Below are 19,181 nucleotides of genomic sequence, written 5' to 3' on the forward strand. Positions count from 1 at the left end.
CGTCCCGAAGGCACCGCCGAGTGCAGCCGCCTTCAGCAACCGGCGGGCCGGCCCCATCGCCATTGGAGTCGCGCGGCGGCGGGGCGCCGGGGCCGCCGCGAAGGCGCGCTGTGCCGCCTGCACGCCCGCCGGCGCCGCCGCGACCGCCTTCCGGATCGAGGTCAGCCGCTGCCGGAACGCCTGCGGCGCAATGCCCAGCAGCCAGCGGATCTCGTCGGCGTCGAGCCCGTGCAACGCGAGCCGTGCGACACGCCGCGCGGCAGGCGGCATTGGCGGCAAGGCCGGCGAAGCCACCATGCCAAGGCCCTCGTGCGCATGCACGGACGCGCCGACCTCGCGCTCGCGCCGGCGGCGACGACCCGCACCGCGGGCGGCCAACGCGGCCTGTCGTCGCAAGGTACCGGCGAGCCACGCCGCGTCGCTGCGGCCGGCCAGGACCGCGGCGACCAGGACGTCCTGCACGAGGTCGTCGACGTCGGCCGCGCAGCGGCTCAGGCGCACCGCGTGCGCGCGCAGGCGGCGCAGCAGGGCGGCGTCGATCGCCTGCGATGCGGGCAGGTCGCCGGTCTGCGCGTCGGGACGATGGGCGGGCATGTCGGCGAGCATAGCGCCGTCCCGACCGGACCGGCCGACGGGCGGGCACGCCTTCCGGTGTCGCGGCTCACTGCTGGCGCAGCGCCTCGATCGGGTCGAGCTCGGAGGCCTTGCGCGCCGGGTAGTAGCCGAAGAACAGGCCGGTCGCGACCGAGAACCCCGCCGCCAGCGCGACCACGTTGCCATTGAGCTGGATCGGCAGCTCGGTGTTGTAGCGGCCGACCAGCAGCGCGCCGACGACTCCCAGCGCGATGCCGAGCACGCCGCCGCCGAGCGAGAGCAGCATCGCCTCGGCGAGGAACTGGCGGCGGATGTCCGACGGCCCGGCGCCGACCGCCATGCGCAGGCCGATCTCGCGGATGCGCTCGGTCACCGAGACCAGCATGATGTTCATGATGCCGATGCCGCCGACGATCAGCGAGATCGTCGCCACCGCGCCCAGCAGCCACGACATCTGGCTCGTGGTCTGGTTGCGCGTGGCCACCAGCTGGGACACGTTGCGGACCTGGAAGTCGTCCGGCTCGCCCGGACCGATGCGATGGCGCTGGCGCAGCAGCGACTCGACCTCGTTCTGCACGTAGCCCAGGTCGCCGGCGTCGGCGACGGTCAGCGACACGTCCATAACCGCGCCGGCCGGCAGGCCCATCGCGCCCATCAGACGCCGCCGCGCGGTGTCCAGCGGCACCATCAGGATCTCGTCCTGGTCGCTGCCGAAGCCGCTCAGGCCTTTGCTGCCGAGCGTGCCGAGCACGGTGAAGATCGTGCGGCCGATGCGCACCTGCTCGCCGATGCCGCTCTCCTCGCCGAACAGTTCGCGGCGCACCGTCTCGCCCAGCAGCACCACGCGCTCGGCGCCGGTGAAGTGCTGCGGCTCGAAGCCGCTGCCGTTGGCGATCGTCCAGCCGTTGATCTCCAGGAAGTCGGGCTGCACGCCGCGCCAGCTGCTGTTCCAGTTGCGCTCGGCGTAGACCACCTGGCTGCTGCCGCGCAGCGAACCGGAGATGTACTGCACTTCCGGGATCTCCTGCCGGATGGCGTCGATGTCGCCCTCGTTGAGGGTGAAGAAGCTCGAGGCGCTCATGCGCGCGCCGCCGGGCGAGCGGCCGGCGCTCGGGCCGATGTCGAGCTTCTGCGCGCCCAGCCCCGAGAGCTGCCGGTCGATCTCGGCCTGCGTACCCTGCCCCACCGACACCATGACGATCACCGCCGCGATGCCGATGATCACGCCCAGCGAGGTCAGCGCGCTGCGCATCCAGTTGCCGCGCAGCGCGAAGATCGCGGTGCGCAGGACGTCGAGGAGGTTCATGGCGCCGCTCCGGGCATCGGGGGTCGGGATTCGGCCCCGGGGCCGGATCCCGGTTCGCGGTTCCCGAATCCCGGCTCTTCATGCAGCTCGCCGTCGCGCATGACGTAGGTGCGGTCGGCGTGGGCGGCGACCTCGGGGTCGTGGGTGATCAGCACCACCGTGTGGCCGTCGTCGCGCAGCTGCTTGAACAGCGCGAGGATCTCCTCGCCGGTGCGCGTGTCGAGCGCACCGGTGGGCTCGTCGGCGAGCAGCACCGGCGGCCGGTTGATCAGTGCGCGTGCGATCGCGACGCGCTGCTGCTGGCCGCCCGACAGCTCGCTGGGGCGGTGCGCCGTGCGCGCGCCGAGCCCGACCGCCTCGAGCGCGGCCTGCGCCCGCGCGCGGCGCTCGGCGGGCGGCACCGTCGCGTAGCCGAGCGGCATCGCCACGTTGTCGAGCGCGCTCATCCGCGGCAGCAGGTTGAAGCCCTGGAACACGAAGCCGATCGTGTCGCGGCGCAGGACCGCGAGCGCCTCGCGGTCGAGCGTCGCCACGTCGACCCCGTCGCACAGGTAGACCCCGGCGCTGGGGGTGTCGAGGCAGCCGATGAGGTTCATCAGCGTCGACTTGCCGGACCCCGACGGCCCCATGATCGCGACGAACTCGCCGCGCCGGATCGTCAGGTCGACGCCGCGCAGCGCCACGACCTCCGCCTCGCTGCCCTCGGCGTAGACCTTCTGCAGCGCGCGGGTCTCGATGACCGGGACCTCGCCGACGGCCGGTGCCGGGCGGCTCATCGCGGCGCGCGTTCGCCGACGACGATCGCATCGCCTTCGGCCAGGTTGCCCGAGATCTCGACGCTGCTGCCGTCGCTGGCGCCGATGCGCACCGGCACCGCCTCGCGCCGACCGTCGACCAGGCGGTAGAGCGTGGTCCGCGTCGCGCCGACCAGCGCCGCCAGCGTCCGGTTCCACTGCGCGCGCTGCGCGTCGTCGAGCTGCGCCGTGAACCCGGCGAAATCCTGCTGGAAGCGCTCGGTCATGCGCTGTCGGATCTGGGCCTGCATGCTGGGGTCGAGCGCACGCGCGCCGCCGGGCCCGCCGGGGCCGCCCCCCGGCGCGCCGCCCGCGCCCCGCGCGCCCTGCGCCGGACGCTGCGGCCCGGCCTGCTGGCGCTCGCGCACCGCCGCCAGCGCGGTGTCGAACGCCGCCCGCTGCGGCGCCGTGAGGTCCATCGCCGCGGCCGCGGCCTCCAGGTCGGCCGCCAGGCCGACGCCGCGCGCGGCGCCCGACGGCGGCGCCGCCATCGCGATGTCGGCCGCGTCGGCGGGCTTGTAGCGCGTCGCCGCGCTCGACACCTTGAGCACGTTGCGGCGGTTGCTGACCTCGATCTCGGCATTGACGGTCAGGCCCGGCAGCAGCGTGCCGTCGCTGTTGTCGACCGTCACCACGACCGGGTAGGTGACGACATTGTTGGTCGTCGTCGCCGACAGGCGGACCTGCTCGACCACGCCGCGGAACTGGCGGTCGGGGAACGCGTCGGCGGTGAAGTTCACGGCCTGTCCGGCGCGCACCTGGCCGATGTCCGATTCGTCGACCGACAGCTCGATGCGCATCTTCGCCAGGTCCTCGGCGATCTGGAACAGCTCGGGCGCAGTCATGCTCGCGGCCACCGTCTGGCCCGGCTCGATCGAGCGCAGCAGCACGACGCCGTCGACCGGCGAGCGGATCACGGTGCGGTCGAGGTTGACCCGCGTGGTCTGCGTGGCCGCGGTCTGCTGCCGGATCTGCGCCTGCATCGAGGCGACCTGCGCGCGCGCCTGGTCCAGCGCGGCCTTGGCCAGGTCGATGTCGCTCTGCGCGACCAGCCGCTGGGTGCCCAGGTCGGCCTTGCGGCGGTAGTCGAGCTCGGCGTTCTCCAGCGTGGCCTGCGCCTGCGCCAGCGAGGCGCGCGCGGAGGCGATCTGCGCGCTGCCCTGCTCGATCTGCGCCTGGTAGCTGCTCGGGTCGATGCGGGCGATGACCTGGCCCTTGACGACCTTGTCGTTGAAGTCGGCCAGCACCTCGGTGATCTGCCCGGAGATCTGGCTGCCGACGGTCACCGTCGAGGTCGCGCTCAGGGTGCCGGTCGCCGAGATCGCGACGCGGATGGCGCCGCGCTCGACCAGTGCGGTGCGGTAGGCCGACTCGGCGCCCTCGCTGCCGCGCCCGGTCCACCACCACAGGCCCGCGGCGATCGCCGCCGCCACGACGGCGATGGGAACGAAGCGCGTCAGGCCGCGACGACGGGGAGCGGGCTTGGGCTTGGCACGGGTCGACATGCAGGCATCTTCGGTGGGCGGTATGACCGGATAACGCGCCCGGCGCGGCGCAGTTGACCGGACCCGGCGTTTTTTTCGCATCGTCCCGGCATGACCGGGCCGGCGTTCAGTCGGCGGCGGGGCGCGCGAGCTGGATCGTCACCGTCGTCCCCTCGCCGGGCGTGCTGTCCAGGCTCACCGGCCAGCCGAAGCGGGTGCCCAGCCGGCGCACGATCGACAGCCCGATGCCCTTGCCCGCCTGGCCGAACGGATCGACCCGGTAGAACGGTTCGTAGACCCGCTGCAGCACTTCGTGCGACATGCCGATGCCGGTATCGCGCACGACGATGCGGTCGTCGGCGACCACGACCTCGACCTCGCCCTGCTCGGTGAATGCCCAGGCATTGCGCAGCAGGTGGCCGAGCATCACGCCGAGCACGCGCGGCGGCGCCTCCAGCCGCGGCCGGGCCTGCAGGTCCACCCGCAGCCCCAGGTGCTTGGACTCGAACATCGGCCGGATCTTCTCGACCTCCTCCTCGACCACCTCGGCGACCTCGAACAGTTCGCTCTGCGGCATCACCCCGCGCTCGCGCGCCAGCACCAGCAGCGCGTCGATGACCGCCTCCATCTCCTGACTGGCGCGACGGATGCGCAGCAGCGGACGCTGCTGGTGCGGCGGCGTGGCGGGGTCGGCGGCGATCATGTCGCTGGCCACCCGGATCACCGTCAACGGGGTGCGCAGCTCGTGGCTGGCGTCGCGGGTGAACTCGCGCTCGCGGCGCACGAACGAGGCGATGCGCTCGCCCAGGCCGTGCAGCGCGCTCGACAGCGCCTGCGCCTCGCGGCCGGCGCCCTCGCGCGACTCCAGCGGCGCCGGCGTGCCGTCGTCGTCGCCGGCGGGATTCCAGCGGCCGACCTCGTCGGCCAACTGGTGGATCGGCAGCACCATGCGCTTGGAGGTGCGGTAGGTCAGCCAGGAGACGACGAAGATCGTGCCGACCGTCAGCAGCGCAAGGCCGCCGGCGGCCAGGGCCAGCAGCCGGTCGAACAGTCCCATCGACACCGCCAGGTACAGCGTGCCGGCCTCGCGCCGGTCGACCAGCAGCACGCCACCGGTATCCCGTCGCGACGAGAAGCCCTCCGGCGCGTCCTTGAACCAGACCAGGCTGGCGACCGCACGGTCGCCGCTGACGATGCTGTCCCAGGCGCCACCGCCGCTGGGCACGAAATAGCCCTGCATGTTGGCGCCGAACGGCGGCGGATAGGCCGCGTCGGTGGTGCGCGCGCGCCAGTAGGCGTCGGCCTCGGCGCGCAGCCACTGGCGCGCGGCGACCTCGCGCCCGACCAGCGCCGCGGCCATGACGCAGACGATCAGCGTCATGCCGGCGACGACCGCCTGGAACGTGAACGCATCGCGGATGCGGTTGGGTAACCCCTGGGGCATCGGATCGACCGCCTGGCGTGCCGGCTCAGGCCGGCGACTGTTCGATGTCGGCGATCCGGTAGCCGGCGCTCTGCACGGTATGCAGCAGCTGCTTGTCGTAGGGCTTGTCGATGATCTTGCGCAGGTTGTACAGGTGGCTGCGCAGGGTGTCGGAGTCGGGCAGGCTGTTGCCCCAGATCTCGCGCTCGATCTCCTGGCGGTTGACCACGCGCGGCGACTCGCGCATCAGGATCGTCAGCAGCTTCATGCCGATCGGCGAAAGCTGCAGCTCGGTGCCGCCGCGGGTCGCGCGCATGCTGGCCGGGTCGAGGACCAGGTCGGCCACCTTCAGCACCTCCGATCCGACCTGGCGGCGCTCGCGACGGATCAGCGCGCGCAGTCGCGCCTCGAGCTCCTGGATCGCGAACGGCTTGGTCAGGTAGTCGTCGGCACCGGAGCTCAGGCCGGTGAGCTTCTCGTCGAGCGTGTCGCGCGCGGTGAGCATCAGCACGGGGGTCGACTTGCGGGCATCCTCGCGCAGGCGCTTGCAGACCTCGATGCCGTCCAGCCGCGGCAGCATCAGGTCGAGCACGATGACGTCGTAGCTGTTCTCCGTCGCCAGGCGATACCCGTCCAGACCGTCGGCCGCATAGTCGACCTCGAAACCGCGCCCTTCCAGATATTCGCCGACCATCTCTGAAATGTTGCGATTGTCCTCGACGATGAGAACGAGACCCCCTGGTTCCTGACCTGCACGCATTGCATGGCTCCCGTGGCTGGCGCGAATGATTAATCTTTGTGAAATTCGCATGGGACGGGTGCACGCTTCGTGAAGAGCGGCGCCCGGAACCGCGCGCGAGGCGCCTGCGCTACGCTGCGCGCTTTCCCGCCCGAGCGCCTCCATGCCCGGTTTCGAACGCATCCTCCCTGTGCTGCTGCTGATCGGCTCCAACGTCTTCATGACGTTTGCCTGGTACGGCCACCTCAAGTACCGCAGCGCCCCGCTGGCGGCGGTGATCGGGATCAGCTGGGGCATCGCGCTGTTCGAGTACATGCTGATGGTCCCTGCCAACCGCATCGGCGCCGCGGTCTATTCGGCGCTGCAGCTCAAGGGCATGCAGGAGGTCATCACGCTGGTGGTGTTCGCCGGGTTCTCGACCTGGTACCTGGGGCAGCCGCTGAAGTGGAACCACTGGGCAGGCTTCGCCCTCATCGTCGTCGCAGCCTGGCTGATCTTCCTCGACTGACGCCAGTGGGTGCCATCGGCGTCCGGGCATCGCCTGCCACGCGCGCGGCCTCGTTACCCAGCGGCCGAACGGTCCCGCGGGCGGGGCCGGCTTCGCCCTGATCGTCGTCGCGGCCTGGCTGATCTTCCTGGACTGAACCTGCGCGACCGGGACCGCGGACGGCGGATCAGGCGGCCCGCGGCGAGAACATGATGACGGCCATGCCCGCCAGGCACAGCGCCGCGCCGAGCAGGTCCCAGCGCGTCGGCGCGACCGCGTCCACCCGCCACAGCCAGAGCAGCGCCACTGCGACGTAGACCCCGCCGTAGGCGGCGTACACGCGCCCCGATGCGGTCGGATGCAGGCTCAGCAGCCAGACGAACGCGGCCAGTGCGGCGGCGGCGGGCAGCAACAGCCAGGCGCTGCCGTCCTTGCGCAACCACAGGTACGGCAGGTAGCAGCCGACGATCTCGGCGACGGCGGTGAGCAGGAACAGCAGGAGGGTCTTCATGGGACGGGCTTGGGGATTCGGGCTTCGGGATTTGGGTAAGCCCGGGGCGTCGGGAACGAGCGCCCGCCTCCCGGGCAGGGCGTCAGCCGGCGGCGTCGGGGCCGGGCCAGTCCTCGCCGCGCTTGACGCGGGCCCAGTAGGCCTCCTGCACGGCGAGCGGCAGGTCGGCGAACGTGACGTCGTCGGCCTCGGCCAGCGCCTCCATCGCGCGGAACCGGCGCTCGAACTTGTGGTTGGCCCGGCGCAGCGCGCTGCCGACGTCGACCTTCGCATGGCGCGCCAGGTTGGCCGCGACGAACAGCAGGTCGCCGAGCTCGGCCTCGAGCCGGTCGCGCGCAGCGGCATCGTCGGGCGCGGCGGCGACCGCATCGAACTCGACGCGCACCTCGTCCAGTTCCTCCTGCAGTTTGTCGAGGACAGGCGCCGGGCCGGGCCAGTCGAACCCCGTGCGCGCCGCGCGGTTCTGCAGCTTGATCGCGCGCTGCCACTCCGGCAGGCCGCGGGCGATGCCGGCCAGCGCCGAGCGATCGGGATCTCCGGCCTCGGCGCGCTCGGCCCGCTTGATCGCGTCCCAGTTGCGCGCGACCGCGCCGGCCCCGTCGAGCTGGGCCTGCGCGAACACGTGGGGGTGCCGGCGCACCATCTTGCCGACGATCGCGGCGACCACGTCGTCGAACGCGAACGCCCCCTGTTCCTGCGCCATGCGCGCATGGAAGACCACCTGCAGCAGCAGGTCGCCCAATTCGTCGCACAGGCCCGGCAGGTCGCCGCGGTCGATCGCGTCGGCGACCTCGTAGGCCTCCTCGATCGTGTACGGCGCGATCGTCGAGAAATCCTGCTGCAGGTCCCAGGGACAGCCGGTCTGCGGATCGCGCAGTCGCGCCATCACCTCGAGCAGCCGCGTCATCCCCGCATTCGTGTCGTGCATCGCCTGTCCTCGAAACTGCGCTTCGGCCGCGGCTCTGCGCGGACCAACGCGATTTGGAAAGTGGATCCGGACGCGCCGTCAGCGGCGGTGCGCTGCCTGCCGCCCGGTCGGCGCGAATCGGGATCGGGGCGCATCCGGTCTTTCCCGGGACCGATCGACGCGGATGATGCGGCCCTCAACGCGTCCGCCGCGGCCTGGTCCGCGTTCATCGGCGTCGATCCGCGACAGGCATCAGATCCATGTCCGCCACGGCAGGTCGGGGTCGCCGAGCGCGACGAAGTCGCCGTTGCGCAGGGTCTCGCGCCGGTTGTAGCGGAACGGCCGGCCGTCGGGATCGAACAGCGCGCCGCCGGCCGCCTCCAGGATCGCCTGCCCGGCGGCGGTGTCCCACTCGCAGGTGGGCCCGAAGCGCGGGTAGACGTCGAGCGCGCCCTCGGCGAGCCGGCAGAACTTCAGCGACGACCCGAGCGGACGCGGCTCGATGTCGCCGAGCCGGGCCAGCAGCGCCGCGGTGCGCGGATCGCGGTGCGAGCGGCTGGCGGCGACGCGCAATGCCGCGCCGCGGCCGGCGACCGGCCGTGCGCGGATCGCGGTCTCGACGCCGCCGTCGCGCCGGAACGCGCCGACGCCCGGCATGCCGTACCAGACCGTGCCGGTGACCGGCGCCTGGATCACGCCGAACACCGCGACGCCGTCGTCGTCGATCAGCGCCAGATTGACGCTGAACTCGCCGTTGCGCTTGACGAACTCCCGGGTGCCGTCGAGCGGATCGACCAGCCACATCCGCGTCCAGGCGCGGCGCTCGGCCGTCGGCACCGCGTCGGTCGCCTCCTCCGACAGCACCGGGATGCCGGGCGTGAGCCGGCGCAGGCCGTCGACGATGACGTGGTGCGCGGCCAGGTCGGCGGCGGTCACCGGGCTGGCGTCGGCCTTGGCGACGACCTCGAACGCCTGGGCGTAGACCGCCAGGATCGCCGCTGCCGCATCGTGCGCGATCGCGATCGCGCCCTCGACGATCGCGGCCTCGACCGGCGCGCGGCCGTCAGCCACCGTAGTGGCGCAGCCAGTCGCGGACGATGAACAGCGCGGCGATCGACCGCCCTTCCGAGAAGTCCTCGCGCAGGATCAGTTCGTGCAGCGCGTCGAGCTTCCACGGCACCACGTCGAGCTCCTCGGGCTCGTCGCCGGGCAGCCGCTCGGGATACAGATCGCGCGCGAGCACCAGCGTCGCCTGGTGGCTCATGTAGGTCGGCGCCAGCGTCAGGCTGCGCAGCGCGTCGAGCCGGCGGGCGCCGTAGCCGGCCTCCTCCTTGAGCTCGCGGTCGGCGGCCTGGATCGGCGTCTCGCCGGCGTCGATCCGGCCCTTGACCAAGCCCAGCTCGTAGCGGTGCATGCCGGCGGCGTACTCGCGCACCAGCAGCACCGTCTCGTCGTCGATCAACGGCACGACGATCACCGCGCCGTGGCCGCGCCCGTGCAGGCGCTCGTAGCGGCGGCGCTCGCCGTTGGAGAACTCCAGGTCGAGCCGCTCCATGCGGTAGGGACCGGCATCGTGCTCGGTGATCTCGTGGATCGTCGGCAGCGCCCGGCTCACGGCCGCGGGCCTCCGCCTGCACGGAGCCGGCGATGCGGGGCGATAATGCGCGGATGACAGGACAGATTCACGATCCGGCCATTCTAGCCGACGGCAACGACTGGCGGACCCGCGACCTCGCCGCGGTCTGGCACCCGTGCACCCAGATGCGCGAGCATCCCGACACCCAGCCGCTGCTGCCGATCGTGCGCGGCGACGGGGCCTGGCTGGTCGAGGCCGGCGGCCGGCGCATCCTCGACTCGGGCAGCAGCTGGTGGACCAACCTGCACGGCCATGCCGAGCCGCGCATCGCCGAGGCGATCGCGCGCCAGGCGCGCACGCTCGAACAGGTGATCCTGGCCGGCTGCACCCATCCGGCCGCGGTCGAGCTCGCCGAGCGTCTGCTCGCGCTCGCCCCGCGCGAACCCGGGCGCGCGCCGCTGTCGAAGGTGTTCTACGCCGACAACGGCTCGGCCGGCGTCGAGGTGGCGCTGAAGATGGCGTTCCAGTGGTTCGCCAACCGCGGCGACGAACCGCGGCGGACCAAGTTTGTCGCGCTGCGCAACGGCTACCACGGCGAGACGCTCGGCGCGCTCGCGGTCGGCGACATTCCGCTGTACCGGCGTGTGTACGCCCCGCTGCTGTGCGAAGCGGTGTTCGCGCCCTCGCCCGACGCTTTCGACGCGCCCGACGGCCGCAGCCCCGCGGGGCACGCAGAGGACGCGGCCGACGCGCTGGCGCACCTGCTCGACGCGCACGCCGGCGAGATCTGCGCGCTGATCCTCGAGCCGCTGATCCAGTGCGCGGGCGGCATGCGCATGCACGATCCGGTGTACCTCAAGCGCGTGCGCGAACTGTGCGACGTGCACGGCATCTTCCTGATCGCCGACGAGATCGCGGTCGGCTTCGGGCGCACCGGCACGTTGTTCGCGTGCGAGCAGGCGCCCGGCGAGGCCGGCGCGCCCGCCGGCATCCAGCCCGACCTGCTGTGCCTGTCGAAGGGCCTGACCGGCGGCTTCCTGCCGCTGTCGACGGTGCTGACGACGCAGGCGCTGTACGACGGCTTCCTCGACGCCTCGCGCGAACGCGCGTTCCTGCACTCGCACAGCTACACCGGCAACCCGCTGGCCGGCGCCGCGGCACTGGCCTCGCTCGACATCTTCGCCGCCGACGACGTGATCGCACGCAACCGCGACACCGCGGCGCGGATGGCGACGCTGGCCGCGCAGATCGGCGCGCACCGGCATGTCGCCGACACCCGCCGGACCGGCATGGTCGTCGCGTTCGAGCTCACGCGCGACGGCGACCGCACGACACCGTTCGATCCCGCGCTGCGCATCGGCCTGCGCGCCTACCGCCACGCGGTCGAACGCGGCGTGCTGTTGCGGCCTCTGGGCGACATCCTCTACTGGATGCCGCCGTACTGCATCGACGAGGCCCAGCTGGAACTGCTCGCACAGGTCACCGCCGAGGCCATCGAGGTGGCGACGTCGTGCGCGTGATCCGGGCCTTCGTCGACCTGCCGCTGCGCGAGGGCGACACCATCGAGCTGCCCGACGACGCGGCCGCGCACCTGGTCCGCGTGCTGCGCCTGCGCGAGGGCGACGGTTGCGTGCTGTTCAACGGCGACGGCTGCGACCACGACGCGCAGCTGACCCGGGCCGACAAGCGCGGCGCGGCCGCGCGCATCGTCGCCTCGCGCCGGGTCGAGCTCGAATCGCCGCTGCGCATCGTGCTGCTGCAGGGCATCGCCCGCGGCGAGAAGATGGACTGGATCCTGCAGAAGGCCACCGAACTGGGCGTCGCCGGGTTCGTGCCGGTGTCGAGCGACCGCAGCGAGGTCAGGCTCGACGCCGAGCGCGCGGGCAAGCGACACGCGCACTGGCGCAGCGTCGTGGTCTCGGCCTGCGAGCAGAGCTGGCGCACGCGCGTGCCCGAGGTCGCCGCGCCGCAGTCGCTGGCCGCGGCACTGGCGGCGTTGCCGCCCGGCGACGGGCGCTGGCTGCTCGACCCCGACGCGACCGCGGGGCTGGCGACGCTGCCCGCGCCGGCCGGCGAGCTGGTGCTCGCGATCGGCCCGGAGGGCGGCTGGTCGGACAACGACCGCGCCGCGCTCGTCGCCGCCGGCTTCGGCGGCCTGCGCCTGGGCCCGCGGATCCTGCGGACCGAGACCGCCGGCATCGCCGCGATCGCCGCGCTGCAGGCGCGCTTCGGGGACCTGGGCTGAGGCCGGGCTTCGGCGCCGGATTCCCGTCGCCCTAGGCCACCACTCCGCGCAGCGCGCGCTCGATCGCATCGAGGTCCGGGATCTGCACGACCTCCTCGCCCAGTCGCACGCGGGCGCGTACCGCGAACGGCAGCGACGCGCCGCCCTCGGTGCCGGCATCGACCAGTTGGCCGGGCGAGACCGTGACCAGGCGCGGGAAGCCGTGGGTCACCAGCGCGAAGTACGGCAGGCGCGCATCGCCGCCGAGCGCCTTGAGCACGATCACCTTGCTGCCGAGCCCGGCCGCATCGTCTTCCTGGCCCGACAGCGTCGCGAACGCGACCAGCGGCAGGCGCCAGCCGCGCCAGCGCAGCCGGCCCGGCAGCCAGGCCGGCGCCGCCGGGACCGGTTCGGGCGCCGAATACGACAGCACCTCGGAGATCGTCGCGTTCGGCAACAGCAGCGGGGTCGAGCCGACCCGGATCAGCACGCAGCGGATGTCGTGCGCGGCGTTCACAGCGTCCATGACCCGTCCTCGATCGCGGGGCCGGGCGCGGCGTCGGGCATCCAGCGCTCGACGAGCCACGCGGCGATCTGCGCCGGCGCGCCGCTCCGGCCGCCGCGTGCGACCAGCGCGTGCGTCGCGGCCGGATCGTAGCAGCCCGGCTCGGACTGCGCGGCGACCAGCGCGCCGTGCCATGCCGGCCCCGTGGCCAGTTCGACCAGCGCGGGATCGGCGCCGCTGAGCAGCAGCCACGCGCTGTCGTCGGGCGGCACCGCCCGCGCGAGCGCCGCGAGGTCGCCGTCGGCGGCGAAGCGCAGCTGCCCGCCGGCGCGCAGCGGTAGCAGGTCGGGCGGCAGGAAGTAGACCTCGCCCGGCGCGATCGTCATGCCCGCCTCGGCCAACTGCACCGGGGCGGCGGTCACGCGCGCCATCTGGCGCACGAGCCGGTCGTAGCGCCCGCCGTCGAGGCGCAGCCGCACCAGGACCGGACGCGGGAAGCCCTCGGGCAGCGCGGCCAGCAATTGCCTGACTGCATCCGGACCGCCCAGGCCGCCGTCCACGAGCACCAGGCCGCGCTGCGGGCCCTGTCCGTAGCTGTCGGCATCGGCCAGCGACAGGCCGGCGATCCGCTGCTCGAGCTCGGCGAGGTCGGTCGCCGGCTTGGCCGGTGCCAGCGACGCGTCGGCGTCGGGCGTGGCGGCGAGCCCGCGGAACGACGGCAGCGCGTCGAGGTCGGACGCCGGCGGGGCGGACGTTGAGCCGGCGTCGGCATCGGCCGGCGCGTCGAGCGATGCGAGGCCGGCGGCGTCGGGCAGGTTCGCGTCGTCGTCCGGGTCGCGCACGGGCGCGAACGGGCCGTCGTCGAGTGCCAGCACGAACGCGGGCGGCGCCGGCGGGCCGTCGGGCGGCTCGCCGTACTCGGCGGCCACCGGGTCGAACGCATGGGCGGCGCCGTCGGCACGCGGCGCGGCCGGTGCGGGCGCGATCGATGCGGCATCGACGTCCATCGCACCGGCACCCGGCGGCAGCGCGTCGTGGCGCAATCGCAGCTTGACGGCGAGATGGCGGACCCAGCGCGCGGCGTCCCAGCCGCTGCGCTCGAGCACCAGCGCGGTCTCCTCGAACACCACGATCCGCCCGGGCCGTTCGAGCGCCGGCGCGAGCGCGTCCAGGGCGTCCTCGACCGCCGGCTCGAGCGCGACGACGATCGCCTCCGGGGCGAGCGCGTCGAGGGCACGGACGTCCGCGGCCAGCGGGTCGACGGGCCGCAGCACGTCCGCGCCCGCCTCCACCAGCCCCTCGACGATCCGATCGCAGGCCGGCCCCGGCCGGGCCAGCACGACCACGCGGGTCGCGGGCGCTGCGCGCTCAGCCATCGTCGCGCTCCGGTCCGAGCAGCGCCTGCACGTGACGCAGCAGCTCGGACTCCTGGTACGGCTTGCCGAGGTAGCGGTCGACGCCGATCTCCAGCGCGCGCTCGCGGTGCTTGTCGCCCGTGCGGGAGGTGATCATCATCAGCGGCAGCTCGCGCAGCCGCGGATCGGCCTTCATCCGCATCGCCAGTTCGTAGCCATCCATGCGCGGCATCTCGATGTCGAGGAGTACGAGGTCGGGGATGCGCTCGTCCATGCGCTCGAGCGCGTCGACGCCATCCTTCGCGGTCACCACTTCCAGCCCCTGCCGTTCCAGCGCGCGGCCGGTGACCTTGCGCATCGTGATCGAATCGTCGACCACCAGCACCAGCGGCACCGCGCGCGCGCCGGACGCGGCCGGCGCATCGGTCGCCTCGGCCGGTGCGTCCGTCGTCCGCTGCGCGGCCTGCCGGCGCGCCAGCGGCGCGATGTCCAGGATCACGACCACGCGGCCGTCGCCCATGATCGTGGCGCCGAAGATGCCCGGGATCGACGTGACCTGCGGGCCGACCGGCTTCACGACGATCTCGCGGTTGCCCAGGATCTCGTCCACCGCCACGGCGGCCCGCAGTTCGCCGGCGCGGATCAGCAGCAGCGGCATCTGCAGCTGGCCCTCGGCGCGCGCCGGCGCCTGGCCGACCAGACGGCCGAGGTCGTGCAGGTCGTAGTCCTCGTCGCCGTAGCGGTAGCCGCCGCCGGCGCGCAGCGCGTCGCGGGCGATGCGTCCCACGCCGCGCACCGAGGCGATCGGGACCGCGAACGTGGTCTCGCCGATGCGCACGAACGCGGCCTGGGTCACCGCGAGCGTCTGCGGCAGGCGCAGCACGAACGTGGTGCCGGCGCCGTCCTGCGAGCGGATGTCGACACTGCCTCCGAGCTGGCGCACTTCGCGGGCGACGACGTCCAGCCCGACGCCGCGACCGGCCACGTGGCTGAGCGCGGTCGCGGTCGAAAAACCGGGCTGCAGGATCAGCGCGTCCAGGTCGCCCTGCGCGATCTCCGCATCCGGCGCCAGCAGGCCCCGCGCCTGGGCGCGGCGGCGGATCGCGGCGCGGTCGAGACCGGCGCCGTCGTCGGCGACCTCCAGCACGATCTCCGAACCCTCGCGGCGGACCGCGATCCGGACGCCGCCCTCCTCCGGCTTGCCGGCCGCCCGTCGCGCCGCCGGCGATTCGAGCCCGTGCGCGACCGCATTGCGCAGCAGGTGCTCGAGCGGCGACACCATGCGTTCGAGCACGTTGCGGTCGAGCTCGCCCTGGGTGCCGGCCAGATGCAGCTGCACCTGCTTGCCGGTGTCCTGCGCGGCCTGCCGGACCACGCGGCGCAGGCGCGGTACGAGGCCGTCGAACGGGACCATGCGCGTGCGCATCAGTCCTTCCTGGAGATCCGAGCTCACGCGCGACTGCTGCTGCAGCAGCGATTCGTAGTGCCGGGTCTGGTCGTCGAGCGTCTGCTGCAGGCTGTCCAGGTCGGCGGCGGTCTCGCCCAGCGCGCGCGACAGCTGCTGCAGCGTCGAGAAGCGGTCGAGTTCCAGCGGGTCGAACGCGACGTCGCCGGCGTCGCCCTCGCGCCGGTAGCGCGCGACGATCTGGGCCTCGGTCTCGATGTCGAGCCGGCGCAGCTGGTCGCGCAGGCGGTCGTTGGTCTGTGCCAGTTCGAGCATCGCGCCGCGGAACGTGCCGAGTTGCTGTTCGAGCCGCGCGCGGTAGATCGCGACCTCGCCGGCGTAGGTGACCAGGCGGTCGAGCAGGCCGGCGCGGATGCGCACCTGTTCCTGCGGTCCGCGCACGCCGTCCTCGTCGCCCTCGGCCGCGACCTCGGCAACCGGCAACGGCGCCGACAGCGGCGCGAGGACCGCACGGGGCGACGCAGCGCCGGCCGCGTCCGCGGTCTGCTCGCGGGCCGCGGCGTCGCGTGCGGTCGCGACGAATGCCTCGACCAGTGCCGGCGACGGCCCGACCGCCAGGCGCCCGCCTGCGCGCACGACCATCGCGTGCAGCCGATCGAAGCCGCGCTCAAGCAGCGCGAGTTCGTCGCGGCGCAGCGCCTGGCGTCGCTCGGCGACCGCTTCGAGCAGCGTCTCCATGGCGTGGCCGAGGTCGCCGACGGCCATCAGCCCGGCCATCCGCGCGCTGCCCTTGAGCGTGTGCAGGCCGCGCTGGAGGCCCGCGATCGCCGCGCTCGCGCCGGGATCCTCGCGCAGCAGCGCCAGCCGCGCGTCGGCGTCGTCGAGCAGGTCGATGCCTTCCTCGACGAAGATGTCGACCAGTTCCGGGTCCAGGCCGGCCAGGTCGAGCGGTCCGTCGGGATCGCCGTCGGCATCCAGGCCAGGCGTCGCCGGACCCGGCACCGCGTCGGGGTCCTCGGCGGACGCGCTCGCCACGGCGGGGACAATCGGGGCGTCCGGTGGACGATCGTCGGCGCGCGTGTCGGTGACGTCGGTGGCGTCGGTCGTCTCGGCCGCGTTCGCCGCGTCGGGGGCACCATCGGCCGGCGCGCTCGCCCGCTCCACGGCGCGCGATGCCAGCGTCTCGTAGCGGCGTCGCTCGGCGGCGAGGACGCCCGCATCGATCGCCGCCTGCCGCTGCTGCGCGGCCCGCGTGTGTTCGCGATGCGCCGTGTCGAGGCGTGCGGCCTCGGCACGCTCCGCCTCGAGCCGCTCGGTCTCCCGCCGCTCGCGCTCCAGGCGTTCGGCCTCGGCGCGTTCCGCTACCTCGCGCGCCGCCTCCGCGCGTGCGCGTTCCCGGCGCTCCGCCTCGAGCCGCTCGGTCTCGAGGCGCTCGGCGTCGAGCCGCTCCGCTTCCAGTCGCTCGATCGCGGACGCCTCGTCGTCCGCGATCGGCGCGTCGGGTTCTGCGAAGTCGTAGACCGGCGCGGGCGGCGCCCCGAGACGGTCGCGCGCGACGCACAGCCGGGCCGCGAGCACCGGCAGCGAGGGAATGCGCGGGTCGTCGTCGTGCAGGCGCACGAGCGTCTCGCGCAACGCCTGGCGCAGTTCGTCGATCGCGTCCACCGCCTCGGGGTCGGGCGGGGACGGCGCGGCGACCAGGCGACGGGCGTAATCCTCGGCCGGCCCCAGCAGCAGTCCGACGGCAGGGACCTCGGCCACCGCGAACGCCCCGTGCATCGTATGCAGCGCGCGCAGCAGGCGCTCGACGTCGAAGGCGTCGCCGGCGCGGACCGCCGCGAGCCAGGCATCGACCGTATCCAGGTGCGCGCTCGCATCGGCATCGAGGATCTCGAGCAGCAGCGCGTCGATTCGCGCCGGCACCGTTTCCGCGGGCGGCCCGGCCTGCGGCGCCGCTGTCGCGTGCGCCGGCGCGCGGGTAGGCAGGGTCGGCAGGGTCTCGTCGCCGGCCGCGATGCGTGCGATCGCATCGGCGAGCGCGTCCACGTCGAGCGACAGCGGCGCCTCGTCGCGCAGCGCCGCCTCCAGCGCCGGCAGCGCGCGCGCGGCCAGCATCACCGCCGCCACGACCGCGGGGCTGGCCGGGCGCAGGCCGTCGATCACCCGGTTGAGCAGGGATTCGACCGCCCAGGCGAACTCGCCGAGCTCGAGCGCGCCGACCAGCCGTCCGTTGCCCTTCAGCGTGTGGAACACGCGGCGCAGCGGACGCAACAGCTGGGGATCGTCGGGACGTTGCCGCCAGTCGGGCAGCAGCGTGTCGAGATGCGCGATCTCGTCGGCCAGTTCCTCGAGGAAGATCGCCCGGATCTCGTCGTCGATGTCGCCGGCCACGGGCGCAAAGCCGCCCCGTTGCGCGATGTCGGGCGCCGTTTCGGGCTGAAGCCCGTGTTCGGGCTCGGACGCGACCGTCGCGGCGTCGCCGGTTCCGGGCACCGCCGCGGGTCGTCCGTCGATCTGCGGCGGCGCGTCGCGGTCGACGCGGCCGTCGGTCGCCGCGTCGGGCACCGGCCAGTAGCCGAGCGCCTCGAGGCGGGCGCGCGCCAGCTCGAGGCTGCCATCGCGATCGGCGCGCTGCTCGCGCAGCGCCTCGAGATGGACCTCCAGGCTCGCGACCGCGTCGGCGAAGGTCTCGAGCTGGTGCGCGTTCGGCACGTGGCGCCCGCCGAGCAGCTCGCGGTCCACGTACAGGCGCACGCCCGACAGGCAGGCGGCGGCCTGCGGCAGGTCGAGCATCGCCAGTGCACCGGCGACCTCGTCCAGCAGGCGCGGCACCTCGCGCAGCGCATCGTGGTCCCACCGGGTCTCGACGAAGGCGACCAGCGCCTGGCGGGCGTCGGCGAAGCCGGCGATCGCCTCGCGGATCGCGACCGCCTTCGACTGCTGTGCCTCGGCGGCGAGCGTGCCGTCGCCGGTCGCGTTGCCCAGTTGCGCGACCTGTTCGTCCAGCGTGGCATCGACGTAGAGCAGCGCCCCGGCGATGTCCAGCAGCGCGGCCTCGTCGGCCGGGGCCGCGCCGTCAGCGATCGCGCCCAGCGCCTCGCGCTGCTGGCCGACGACCGCGCCCGCGGCGTCCAGGCCGATCATTCCCAGGGTGTCGGCGACCCGGCCCAGCAGCGTCGCCTGCGGCCGCAGCGCCGCGACGTCGCGCGCACCGGTGCGCAGGTGCAGGTCCAGCGCGTCCTTGACCCGCAGCAGGTCGTCCTTGACCGCGGCCGACACCGTGTCGAGCAGCGCGCGGTTGCGGCCGGCCAGGCTGCCGCGCGCGTGCTCAAGCTCGGCGGCGCTCGGCGCCTCCTCCCCGGCCCCGAACGCCTCGCGCAACGCGTCGAGCGCCTCGGCCGGGACGCTGTCGTCGCCCTCGGCGTCCGCAGCCGCGGCATCGAACAGCATGCGTTCGTGCAGCGCCGCCGCGCCGCGCGCGGCGCGCAGTTCGTTGAGCAGCGGCAACAGCACGATCGGGATGTCGCGATGGCCGCCCTGCAGCCGCTCCAGGTAGTCGGGCAGCAGCAGCAGGCCGCGCAGCAGCGCCGAGGACGCCGCGTCGCGGTCGTCGACGGCCCCCTCGTGCAGCGCATCGGCCAGCCGTTCCATCTCCCCGGCCACCAGCGCGGGCGCGTGCAGCTCGACCATCCGCAGCGTCCCGGCCGCCTGGCGCAGGCAGCCGGCGCACTGGCGCAGGCGGGTGCCGTCGTCCGGCGCCTCGACGTACCGTTCCAGCTCCATCCGCGCCTGGCGCAGCACCGCGTCGAGCTCGGGCTTGATCCAGCCCAGCATCGTGTGGTCGATGGCGTCGCGCAGCCCGCTCATGGAT

At 73.7% G+C, this 19,181-nt stretch carries 15 protein-coding genes; 3 read left to right on the forward strand and 12 right to left on the reverse strand.

Annotated elements, in window-relative coordinates; genetic code table 11:
* Positions 1-661 precede the first annotated feature (661 nt).
* The 5 genes from WQ56_RS11895 to WQ56_RS11915 form a co-directional block, all read right to left on the reverse strand.
* On the reverse strand, positions 662-1,900 hold the full coding sequence (locus WQ56_RS11895) for an ABC transporter permease (RefSeq protein WP_047137334.1): 1,239 nt from the start codon (positions 1,898-1,900) through the stop codon (positions 662-664).
* Complete coding sequence (locus WQ56_RS11900) at positions 1,897-2,676, reverse strand: ABC transporter ATP-binding protein (RefSeq protein WP_047137335.1); 780 nt, start codon at positions 2,674-2,676, stop codon at positions 1,897-1,899. Before WQ56_RS11900 ends, WQ56_RS11895 begins: the two co-directional genes overlap by 4 nt.
* Complete coding sequence (locus tag WQ56_RS11905) at positions 2,673-4,199, reverse strand: efflux RND transporter periplasmic adaptor subunit (RefSeq protein ID WP_082132377.1); 1,527 nt, start codon at positions 4,197-4,199, stop codon at positions 2,673-2,675. Before WQ56_RS11905 ends, WQ56_RS11900 begins: the two co-directional genes overlap by 4 nt.
* A 106-nt stretch (positions 4,200-4,305) precedes the next feature.
* The gene (locus tag WQ56_RS11910) at positions 4,306-5,622 is read right to left on the reverse strand and encodes a HAMP domain-containing sensor histidine kinase (RefSeq protein ID WP_047137336.1); all 1,317 of its coding nucleotides are present in this window, start codon (positions 5,620-5,622) and stop codon (positions 4,306-4,308) included.
* Positions 5,623-5,647: 25 nt separating this feature from the next.
* A complete protein-coding gene (locus WQ56_RS11915) occupies positions 5,648-6,361 on the reverse strand; it encodes a response regulator transcription factor (RefSeq protein ID WP_047137337.1) in 714 nt (237 codons plus the stop codon).
* Positions 6,362-6,503: 142 nt separating this feature from the next.
* On the opposite strand from WQ56_RS11915, the gene WQ56_RS11920 reads away from it, so the two are divergent.
* Positions 6,504-6,848 (forward strand): DMT family protein, encoded by a 345-nt coding sequence (locus WQ56_RS11920; protein WP_047137338.1) that lies wholly within the window; start codon positions 6,504-6,506, stop codon positions 6,846-6,848.
* 166 nt (positions 6,849-7,014) lie between these two features.
* On the opposite strand, the gene WQ56_RS11925 is transcribed toward WQ56_RS11920, so the two are convergent.
* The 4 genes from WQ56_RS11925 to nudE all read right to left on the reverse strand — a co-directional run bounded on the left by WQ56_RS11925 (position 7,015) and on the right by nudE (position 9,860).
* Positions 7,015-7,338, reverse strand: a complete 324-nt coding sequence (locus WQ56_RS11925; RefSeq protein WP_047137339.1) for a YnfA family protein — start codon at positions 7,336-7,338, stop codon at positions 7,015-7,017.
* An 82-nt stretch (positions 7,339-7,420) separates the two neighbouring features.
* A complete protein-coding gene (gene mazG, locus WQ56_RS11930; protein ID WP_047137340.1) occupies positions 7,421-8,266 on the reverse strand; it encodes a nucleoside triphosphate pyrophosphohydrolase in 846 nt (281 codons plus the stop codon).
* A 231-nt stretch (positions 8,267-8,497) separates the two neighbouring features.
* Complete coding sequence (cysQ, locus tag WQ56_RS11935) at positions 8,498-9,316, reverse strand: 3'(2'),5'-bisphosphate nucleotidase CysQ (protein ID WP_047137341.1); 819 nt, start codon at positions 9,314-9,316, stop codon at positions 8,498-8,500.
* On the reverse strand, positions 9,309-9,860 hold the full coding sequence (gene nudE / locus WQ56_RS11940) for an ADP compounds hydrolase NudE (RefSeq protein ID WP_047137342.1): 552 nt from the start codon (positions 9,858-9,860) through the stop codon (positions 9,309-9,311). Before nudE ends, cysQ begins: the two co-directional genes overlap by 8 nt.
* A 53-nt stretch (positions 9,861-9,913) precedes the next feature.
* On the opposite strand from nudE, the gene bioA reads away from it, so the two are divergent.
* Both bioA and WQ56_RS11950 read left to right on the forward strand, forming a co-directional pair.
* Positions 9,914-11,341 (forward strand): adenosylmethionine--8-amino-7-oxononanoate transaminase, encoded by a 1,428-nt coding sequence (gene bioA / locus WQ56_RS11945; RefSeq protein ID WP_047137343.1) that lies wholly within the window; start codon positions 9,914-9,916, stop codon positions 11,339-11,341.
* A complete protein-coding gene (locus WQ56_RS11950) occupies positions 11,332-12,066 on the forward strand; it encodes a 16S rRNA (uracil(1498)-N(3))-methyltransferase (protein WP_047137344.1) in 735 nt (244 codons plus the stop codon). The genes bioA and WQ56_RS11950 overlap by 10 nt, the downstream gene beginning before the upstream one ends.
* A 31-nt stretch (positions 12,067-12,097) precedes the next feature.
* On the opposite strand, the gene WQ56_RS11955 is transcribed toward WQ56_RS11950, so the two are convergent.
* Genes WQ56_RS11955 through WQ56_RS11965 form a run of 3 tightly spaced genes read right to left on the reverse strand, consistent with a single transcriptional unit; the run spans position 12,098 to position 19,177 of the window.
* Complete coding sequence (locus tag WQ56_RS11955; protein WP_047137345.1) at positions 12,098-12,571, reverse strand: chemotaxis protein CheW; 474 nt, start codon at positions 12,569-12,571, stop codon at positions 12,098-12,100.
* Positions 12,559-13,926: a chemotaxis protein CheB gene (locus tag WQ56_RS11960; RefSeq protein ID WP_047137346.1), complete on the reverse strand. Its 1,368-nt coding sequence runs from the start codon at positions 13,924-13,926 to the stop codon at positions 12,559-12,561. The genes WQ56_RS11955 and WQ56_RS11960 overlap by 13 nt, the downstream gene beginning before the upstream one ends.
* Positions 13,919-19,177 carry a response regulator gene (locus tag WQ56_RS11965; protein WP_047137347.1) on the reverse strand — a complete coding sequence of 1,753 codons (5,259 nt, stop codon included), beginning with the start codon at positions 19,175-19,177 and terminating at the stop codon, positions 13,919-13,921. The genes WQ56_RS11960 and WQ56_RS11965 overlap by 8 nt, the downstream gene beginning before the upstream one ends.
* Positions 19,178-19,181 lie beyond the last annotated feature (4 nt).

Origin of the sequence: Luteimonas sp. FCS-9 (assembly GCF_001014645.1) — a bacterium.
Lineage (GTDB): Bacteria > Pseudomonadota > Gammaproteobacteria > Xanthomonadales > Xanthomonadaceae > Luteimonas.